We start from the raw sequence: 8,054 nt of genomic DNA on the forward strand, positions 1-8,054 counted from the left end.
GATGCGGCCGGCCGCGCGCACGACGCGACGCGCGTCACGGTGCGCCCGCTCGTCGCCGCCGACGAAGCCGCGTGGCGCCCGCTGTGGCAGGGTTATCAGAAGTTTTACGACACCGCGCTGAGCGACGCGGTGTTCGCGACGACGTGGGCCCGCCTGATGGATCCTGCCGAGCCGATGTTCGTGCTCGGCGCATTCGATGCATCGGGGGCGCTGATCGGGATCGTGCATTCGATCTACCACCGCTCGTGCTGGACCGAAGGGCCGTACTGCTATCTGCAGGACCTGTACACCGCGCCCGACGCACGCGGGCAAGGCGCAGGCGGTGCGCTGATCGAGGCCGTGTACGACCATGCCCGCGAAGCCGGCGCGAGCCGCGTGTACTGGCTCACGCACGAAACCAACACGACCGCGCGCGCGCTGTACGACAAGCTCGCGAACAACGCCGGGTTCATCCAGTACCGGCACGACGTGAAGAAATGACGTGATGCCGCGGCCGGCCGGCGTTCAGCCGCGAACGTCGGCCGGAACGTATGCGTCGTCACCGTCCGCCGTGACGCCACACGCCGCGCCGGTTGCACCGGGCACCGACGCCGGGCAGATCATCTCGTCGCCATTGGCCGGCACGGGCCGCCGCACCGGCCGGAACACCGGCTCGCCGGGCTCGATCGGCTGCCCCGAGATCGCGCAACGGCCCGGCTGCAACGCGACGCGCAAGCGCCAGCGCTGTTCGCCGTAATGGCAACGGCCGCTCTCGACCCAGCGAACCAGCAACGCGTCGTCGCCGGCCTCCAGCACCGTGACGAACAGTTGCGGGCGCAACGGCGAGACGGCCGCAGCGGCATGCTCCGAAGCAGGCGCTAGACCGAGCGTCGCGAGCGGATGCACGGCGCCGCCGCGCGGCGGCATCGCATCGTGTTCTACCCGTGCCGGCGCATCGCACGGCACGTCTTCTTCGCAAATCAGGCTTTCCATGGTGTTGAGCATGCTTGACGGATTTCCGTGCAGGTTGAACGGCGCCGCGCTCAGCGCCGGCCCATCGGTTCGCGCAGCAGCGACAGGCCGATCGCCGCGCCGGTGACGGCGGCCGCGAGCATCAGTCCGATGCCGCCCGACCAGCCGAATGCACCGACGATCGAGCCGATCGCCAGCGGCCCGATCACCTGTCCGAGATAGTTGCCTTGCACGACCCAGCCGATGCTCAGCGGCGCCAGCGACGGCGTCGGCGCGGACCCCGGCGCGCACGCGAGGATCGTCGCCGGCAGCATCCCCGCGATCGCCGAGAACGCGAAACCCAGCGCGACCGCGAGCGGTGCCGGCGTGGCCGCGCTGAAGAGCCCCGCGCCCGCCGCGCCGATCGCGACCGACGTCGCAGCCATGACGATCCCCGGCCGTGCTCCGCGCGACAGCAACCAGCCGGCCGTCAGGTTGCCGATCACGCACGCGGCGACGATCGCCGCGCTGATCAGCCCCGCCGCGCCGACCGCGACGCCGAGGCGCTGCATCAGGAAAACCGGCAGGAACGTCATCGCCGCGAAGAACTGCACGTTGTAGGTGGCGAAACCCAGCGCGAGCAGCGTGGTCGATCGCGACGCGAGCACGTCACGCAGCGCGGGCCCGATGCGCGGCGCCGCGGCCTGCCGGGCCGGTGCACCGGCGGACGTCGTGACGGGCACCGCGACGGCCGCGGCGAGCGTCAGCGCCGAAGCCGCGAGCCAGCCGTTGCGCCAGCCGCCGAGCAGCGGCCCGACCAGCATCGACAGCGCCATGCCGGCCGGCATGAACGTGCTCCACAGCCCGAACGCGAGATTGCGCCGCTCGGGCGGCGTCACGCGATTCAGCACGGCCGGCGCGGCGACCACCACGATCACGAAACCGAGCCCCTCGGCGAAGCGCGTGGCGAGCAGCAGCGCGAAACTGCCGGCCGATGCGCCGGCGACACTCGACAGGCCGAGGATCACCAGGCCCGCGATCAGCATCCGCCGGTCGCCCCAGCGCCGTACCAGCAGCCCGGCCGCGATGCCGCCGAACACGCCGACGAACGGAAACACCGACATGATCCCGCTCAGCGAGGCGAGCGAGCCGCCGAACTCGTGCTGCAGCGACGGCAACGCGATCGTCGCCTTGCCGACGTGCAGCGCGGACACGATGCTCGCCAGCACGACGTTCGCGACGGCGGCCCGGTAGCTGCGCGACGGCAGCGTCGCGGCATCGGCCGCGACAGGCGATTCGGTCATCTCCACCTCCGTTGGAGCGGCCGCGTGCAACGGGGTGCGTCACGCGTCCGCGATCGGACTGGCGCACATGATACAAATTGAAGTTAACTTCAAGTAAAGGGGTATCGCGCGCAACGATCCGTTTCGCCGATCGCGGCAATGGCCCCGCGCGGCGGCGAGCGGCCGCCTGATTTAAGCTGTCGGCTTCGCCCCGACCACGTTGCGCCCACATGCCGACCGCCTATCCCGCTCCCGACGCCCCGCTTCCGCTCGACGCAGCCTGGTCGACCTTCCCCCGCCGCAAGGCCGCCGTGCGCATCTTCGTCGCCGGCTACTGCGCCGCACGCGACCGGCGCGATGCGCCGCTGCACGACGGCCCGGACGGCCAGGTCGTGCGGTTCGACGCCGGCATGGGGCGGCCTTTCGAGCACTTCGTGATCGAGGGCGCGCCCGCGTATGGCGACGGCCCGTTCACCGTCGGCGCGTGGATCACGCGCTACGGCGCCGCGCCGCTGCCGCCCGCACTGGAAGGCAGGACACGCCGGTTGTCGGACGAGCATTTCATGGCCGCCGATATCGACACGCTGTCCGGCGACGATGCACTCGCGCAGGCGCTCGGGTGCCACACGCCGCGCGACATCGAAACGTTCAATGCGGACGCCCCGTTCCCGCCGTTCCAGCCGAATCCGGCCGCGTTCCTGTTCACGCATCGCCTGGACGGGCAGATCGCCGCCACCGCGCGCTACGGTTTTGCGTCGGCGCACGACATCGTCGTCGACCGCGTCGCGACGGCAGATGCGTACCGCCGCCGGGGTCTCGCGATGCAGTTGCTCGCCGCGATCGTCGCGCACGCACGGCAACGCGGCGCACAGCGCGTGTGGCTCGTGTCGACCGAGGCCGGGCTGCCGCTGTACCGCGCCGCCGGATTCACGCGGCTCGCACCGGTCGCCGTCGACGAAATCGTCGCCTGACCGCGCGTCGAACAGCGCCGCGCGTCTCGCGATTCGTCTCATTGCACTGAGACGAACGTCCCAGCGTCTCACCGGCGTGCCGTTCAGCAGTTGCAGCAAATTTCCGCGCGCCCCCCGTCGAATCGTTTCCTGTCAAAGGAATACGCGAATGGTGCATCGCATCACGCACGTTCCGTTGAATCGCCATCCGGCGTACCCGCTCGAGCTGGCCCCGTTCCTGCATACCGGTCGATCGCGCAATCGCGCAACGGGCGCACCGGCCAACCATGCCGCGTGCCCGACGACAACCTGACGGAGACAGCAACGTGAGTACACCGGCATCGACCACCGCCCCCAGCATGAAGGCCGCCGTCTGGCACGGCCGCCACGACATCCGCGTCGAACAGGTTCCCGTTCCGGCGCGCCCGCCGGCCGGCTGGGTCACGATTCGCGTGCACTGGTGCGGGATCTGCGGCTCCGACCTGCACGAATACGTCGCGGGCCCCGTCTTCATCCCGGTCGACGCACCGCATCCGCTGACGGGCCTGAAGGGCCAGTGCATCCTCGGCCACGAGTTCAGCGGCGAGATCGCCGAGCTCGGCGCGGGCGTGACCGGCTTCGCGGTCGGCGACCGCGTGACGGCCGACGCATGCCAGCATTGCGGCACCTGCTGGTATTGCCGGCACGGGCTGTACAACATCTGCGAGAACCTCGCGTTCACCGGGCTGATGAACAACGGTGCGTTCGCCGAATACGTGAACGTGCCGGCCGAGTTGCTGTACAAGCTGCCCGACGGTTTCCCGACCGAGGCCGGCGCGCTGATCGAGCCGCTCGCGGTCGGGCTGCATGCGGTCAAGAAGGCCGGCAACATCGTCGGGCAGACCGTCGTCGTGGTCGGCGCGGGCACGATCGGCCTGTGCACGATCATGTGCGCGAAGGCCGCGGGCGCCGGGCGCGTGATCGCGCTGGAGATGTCGGCCGCGCGCAAGCAGAAGGCGCTTGAGGTCGGCGCGAGCGTCGTCATCGATCCGAAGACGTCCGACGCGATCGCCGAAGTCAAGGCGCTGACCGACGGCTACGGCGCCGACGTGTCGTTCGAGTGCATCGGGCACACGGCTACGGCGAAGCTCGCGATCGACGTGATCCGCAAGGCCGGCAAGTCGGTGATGGTCGGCATCTTCGAGGAGCCGGCACCGTTCAACTTCTTCGACATCGTGTCGACCGAAAAGGAGGTGATCGGCTCGCTCGCGTACAACGGCGAGTTCGCGGACGTGATCCGCTTCATCGCGGACGGCCGCATCGACGTGCAGCCGCTCATCACCGGGCGCATCGCGCTCGGCGACATCGTCTCGCACGGCTTCGAGGAACTGGTCAATCACAAGGACCGTAACGTGAAGATCATCGTTCGGCCCGCCGTCGCCTGACCGCTCGCGCGGCCGCGGCACCGATTCGCGCCGCGGCACGCCTGCTGCAGCATCGTCCTGAAGCGTCGCCCGTACAAGGGCGGCGCACCTGCCTTCCATTCCCGTCCAGCCCCCTCCTTGCCGCCGTCGTCCGAAGCGGACCTGATGCCGCACCCCACGGCAGACGCGCAGATCAAGAATATTCGCAATCCAAACCATCTGCCGTAGCGTGCCACGGGTTCGATACGCGATCAGGGTTTCTCCGGATCAAGCGCGATTCGCCCGATGTCGACAGGGCACTGACGCAAGGCGATCCTGTGCAACGCGAGATCCGGCCTCCCGGCCGGGATCGTGGCCGCCCCGTGAAGGCGGCCGCCCCCCCCACAAAACCTTACGGCGTCACGGCGCCGACAGGCCGAGAATACGGGCCCACCCGGGACAGCTTGCAAACATGGTGTGTCATGAATCGTTCATTCTCGTTTAGCCGGGACCACGCATATAACATTCGATCGCTGACGATCCTGCAGAAGACGCATATCGGCTTCGCGCTCGTCACCACGCTGCTGGCCTTGCTCTGCGGCACGATCATCTGGGGGAGTTTCCGGCAATACCGGCAGGAAAACGCCGACCTGCAGAGCTTCGAATTCGTCCGCGGCGCGATGAGCGCCGCCAACGTGATCTCGGCCGAACGCGGCCCGACGAACGACCTGCTGGTGCGCCTGCAGGACGACGGCGCCGCCGAGATCCGCAACCTGCTCGCCGCGCGCGCGCGTTCCGACAACGCGCTCGAACGTTTTCGCGCCGGCATCGCGCAGGCGGCCGTGCTCGACGACCGCGAACGCGGCAACCTGCTGCATGCACTCGACTCCGTCCGGATGACGCTTGCCGATGCGCGTGCCGAAGTCGATGCGCTCAACGCGCGGCCGCTCGCGTCACGCACCGTTCACGATATCCAGCACGCGCAGGCGCGCCTGTTCCGGATCGTCGACACGCTGTCGCTGCTGATCGACGGCGCGATGACCGACACGGCGATGCGCGATCCGCGCACGTCCGGTGCGATCCTGCTCGCGCGGCTCCTCGGCGATCTCCGGGAATACGCGGGGCGCACGGGTTCGCTGCTGATCGCGCCGATGTTCGCGCGGCAGGCGCTCGATCGCGCGCAGCTCGCGGACATCATGCGGATGCGCGGCCGCATCGAGCAATTGCGCGCGCTGATCGACGGCGCGATCGGCACGCAGCTCGACGACCCCGACGTCGCACGCGAATATGCGCAGCTCAACGCGGCCTTCGATGCGCACATCCTGCCGCTCGTCGACGCGACCGTCGCCGGCGGCCGGGACGGCGCGTATGCCATGAGCGCCGCCGATTTTTCCCGCGCGATCGTGCCGCATTTCCGGCCGAGCGAGCTGCTGCGCGACCGCGTGATCGACCTTGCCCGGCATCGCGCGATCGGCGACCGGAACGCCGCCCGGATCAGGGTCGGGGTGTCGGCGTTCGCCACGACGCTGTGCATCGCGATCCTGGCCTCGCTCGCGCGCGGCATGCAGCGGCTGCTGTCGAAGCCGCTCGATGTGCTCGGCCGCCGGATCGTCGCGCTCAGCGAAGGCGATACGTCGCACGTCGCGATGCCGCACGGCGTCGGGCCCGAGATCACGCGGATCCACGACTCGCTGGAAACGTTGCGCAACGCGACCGTCCGCCGCGACATGCTCGAGCGCCAGCGCAACGACATGCTGACGCTGTTTTCGCACGACATGCGCGCCCCGCTGACATCGCTGATCATCCTGATCGACACGCAGGCGCAGCGAGCGGGCGACGCGCAGATGAAGCAGCAGTTCGCGAGAATCGCCAGGCTGGCGCGGCACACGCTGGCGATGGCCGACGGTTTCGCGCAGCTGTCGCGTGCGGAGGCGAGCGAATACGAACGCGTGCCGGTCAACCTCGCCGACCTGATGAACGAGGCACGCGATGCGGTGTGGCCGCTCGCGCACCGGAAATCCATGTCGATCGACGACGTGCCGCGGCGCGACGACACGATCGTGCCGGGCGACCCGGCGTTGCTGTCGCGCGCGCTGATCAACCTGCTGGACAACGCCATCAAGTACAGCCCGCCGCTGACGAGCATCGAATGCAAGGTCGAGCCGGGCGCCGACGGCAAGACCGTGCGCTGCACGATCCGCGACAGCGGGTGCGGAATCAGTAGCGCGGACCAGACGCGGCTGTTCGAGCGCTACCGGCGCTTCCGCACCGCCGGCCAGCCGGAAACCAGCGGCGTCGGGCTCGGCATGGCATTCGTCAAGGCCGTCGTCGAACGGCACGGAGGCCACATCCACGTGCACAGCGTCGTGCTGCAGGGCACCACCATCACGATCACGCTGCCGGCCGCGGCGGCGCCATGACGACGGTGCCGCCGGTGCCGCCGGTGCCGGCGGAAAGCGGCCGAAGCCGTGCCGCAACCCCGCGCGATTCTTCGATATACTGGACCGAACCCTTTTCGGGGCAACCGGTGGCCACCACACCCATTGCGCGTTCGCCCCAACCTGCGTGGAATTGCTCACCGTGAAACCGCGAGCCGGACTGATTCTCGAACTCTTCGTCAACCTGGTGCTGCCCTGGGTTGCCTACCGGGCCGCGCAGCCGTATTTCGGCGAAACCGGCGCGCTGTACGCGTCGGCGGTCCCGCCGGTCATCTGGTCGATCGTCGAATTCATTCGCTCGCGCCGCGTGGATGCGGTGGCGGCCATCGTGCTGCTCGGCATCGCGCTGTCGATCATCGGGATGGCGTTCGGCGGCAGCGCACGCACGCTGCTGATGCGCGAATCGCTCGCGTCGGGCACGATCGGCGTCGTGTTCCTGCTGTCGCTGTTCCGCGAACGCCCACTGATCTTCTATCTCGCGCGCGCCACCATCGCCCGCGAGATGGATGGCGGTGCCGCGCATTTCGAAGCGGTCTGGAACGCGCAGCCGGGGCTGCGGCAGATGCTCCGGCGCATGACCTTCGTCTGGGGCGGGTTCATGACACTGGAAATGCTGCTGCGCTGCTGGATGGTCGTGACCTGGCCGGTCGAACGCGTGCTGGTCGTGTCGCCGATCATCGGCTATACCGTGTTCGGCTGTCTGCTGACGTGGACGTTCTGGTACCGGCGGCGGATGCGCGTGCGCAACAGCGTCCACATCCCGGGCCGCGACGGCGTCACCGAAACCGCCGGCCGCTGACGGCTACCGGCAAGCATGACCGGAAGGCTGCTGTATGATGCGCGGCGTCTCGTCCGACGAATGCCGCTCCTGTCATGTCCCTCTCGCTCCTTCCATCCGCCACGATCTGGCTCGCCCTGTTCGCGGCCGCCGCGTTTGCGTGGCATCGCCCGCAGCACGGGCTGAGCGTCGGCCTTGCCGCGCTCGCTTACGCGTGCGCGCTGGCGTTCGGCAAGCTCGCGCCGCTCGCGCTGGCGCCGCTCGCGTTGCTGGCCGCGGCCGCCTGGGGCGTG

General features: G+C 69.3%; 7 protein-coding genes and 1 pseudogene. 6 read left to right on the plus strand and 2 right to left on the minus strand.

Going from position 1 to position 8,054, the window contains the following annotated elements; genetic code table 11:
* Positions 1 to 480: GNAT family N-acetyltransferase (locus tag DPV74_RS36650; protein ID WP_162923243.1), on the plus strand; the 480-nt coding region annotated here is incomplete at its 5' end.
* Between the two features lie 24 nt (positions 481 to 504).
* Here DPV74_RS36650 and DPV74_RS36655 read toward each other — a convergent pair.
* Both DPV74_RS36655 and DPV74_RS36660 read right to left on the minus strand, forming a co-directional pair.
* Positions 505 to 984, minus strand: coding sequence for a DUF3331 domain-containing protein (locus DPV74_RS36655; RefSeq protein WP_119338963.1), 480 nt, complete (start codon positions 982 to 984; stop codon positions 505 to 507).
* Positions 985 to 1,022: 38 nt separating this feature from the next.
* Positions 1,023 to 2,234: a CynX/NimT family MFS transporter gene (locus DPV74_RS36660; RefSeq protein WP_060085428.1), complete on the minus strand. Its 1,212-nt coding sequence runs from the start codon at positions 2,232 to 2,234 to the stop codon at positions 1,023 to 1,025.
* Between the two features lie 209 nt (positions 2,235 to 2,443).
* On the opposite strand from DPV74_RS36660, the gene DPV74_RS36665 reads away from it, so the two are divergent.
* From DPV74_RS36665 to DPV74_RS36685, 5 genes and pseudogenes are all read left to right on the plus strand, one after another.
* Positions 2,444 to 3,184 carry a GNAT family N-acetyltransferase gene (locus DPV74_RS36665; protein ID WP_119338964.1) on the plus strand — a complete coding sequence of 247 codons (741 nt, stop codon included), beginning with the start codon at positions 2,444 to 2,446 and terminating at the stop codon, positions 3,182 to 3,184.
* A gap of 338 nt (positions 3,185 to 3,522) precedes the next feature.
* Positions 3,523 to 4,587, plus strand: coding sequence for a 2,3-butanediol dehydrogenase (locus tag DPV74_RS36670; RefSeq protein ID WP_042978224.1), 1,065 nt, complete (start codon positions 3,523 to 3,525; stop codon positions 4,585 to 4,587).
* A 440-nt stretch (positions 4,588 to 5,027) separates the two neighbouring features.
* Positions 5,028 to 6,965 carry a HAMP domain-containing sensor histidine kinase gene (locus tag DPV74_RS36675; RefSeq protein WP_119338965.1) on the plus strand — a complete coding sequence of 646 codons (1,938 nt, stop codon included), beginning with the start codon at positions 5,028 to 5,030 and terminating at the stop codon, positions 6,963 to 6,965.
* 160 nt (positions 6,966 to 7,125) lie between these two features.
* Positions 7,126 to 7,782, plus strand: a complete 657-nt coding sequence (locus DPV74_RS36680; RefSeq protein WP_027791830.1) for a VC0807 family protein — start codon at positions 7,126 to 7,128, stop codon at positions 7,780 to 7,782.
* Between the two features lie 74 nt (positions 7,783 to 7,856).
* A pseudogene (locus tag DPV74_RS36685) lies at positions 7,857 to 8,054 on the plus strand (CPBP family intramembrane glutamate endopeptidase); the annotation flags it as partial.

It is taken from the genome of Burkholderia sp. HAN2018, from assembly GCF_024704855.1.
In the GTDB taxonomy this organism is placed as follows: domain Bacteria; phylum Pseudomonadota; class Gammaproteobacteria; order Burkholderiales; family Burkholderiaceae; genus Burkholderia; species Burkholderia cepacia.

Excerpts from the sequence above, each read along its gene's own strand:
- DPV74_RS36655 (WP_119338963.1), bottom strand. The coding sequence starts at position 984 with ATGCTCAACACCATGGAAAGCCTGATTTGCGAAGAAGACGTGCCGTGC.
- DPV74_RS36665 (WP_119338964.1), top strand. The coding sequence starts at position 2,444 with ATGCCGACCGCCTATCCCGCTCCCGACGCCCCGCTTCCGCTCGACGCA.
- DPV74_RS36675 (WP_119338965.1), top strand. The coding sequence starts at position 5,028 with ATGAATCGTTCATTCTCGTTTAGCCGGGACCACGCATATAACATTCGA.
- DPV74_RS36660 (WP_060085428.1), bottom strand. The coding sequence starts at position 2,234 with ATGACCGAATCGCCTGTCGCGGCCGATGCCGCGACGCTGCCGTCGCGC.
- DPV74_RS36670 (WP_042978224.1), top strand. The coding sequence starts at position 3,523 with ATGAAGGCCGCCGTCTGGCACGGCCGCCACGACATCCGCGTCGAACAG.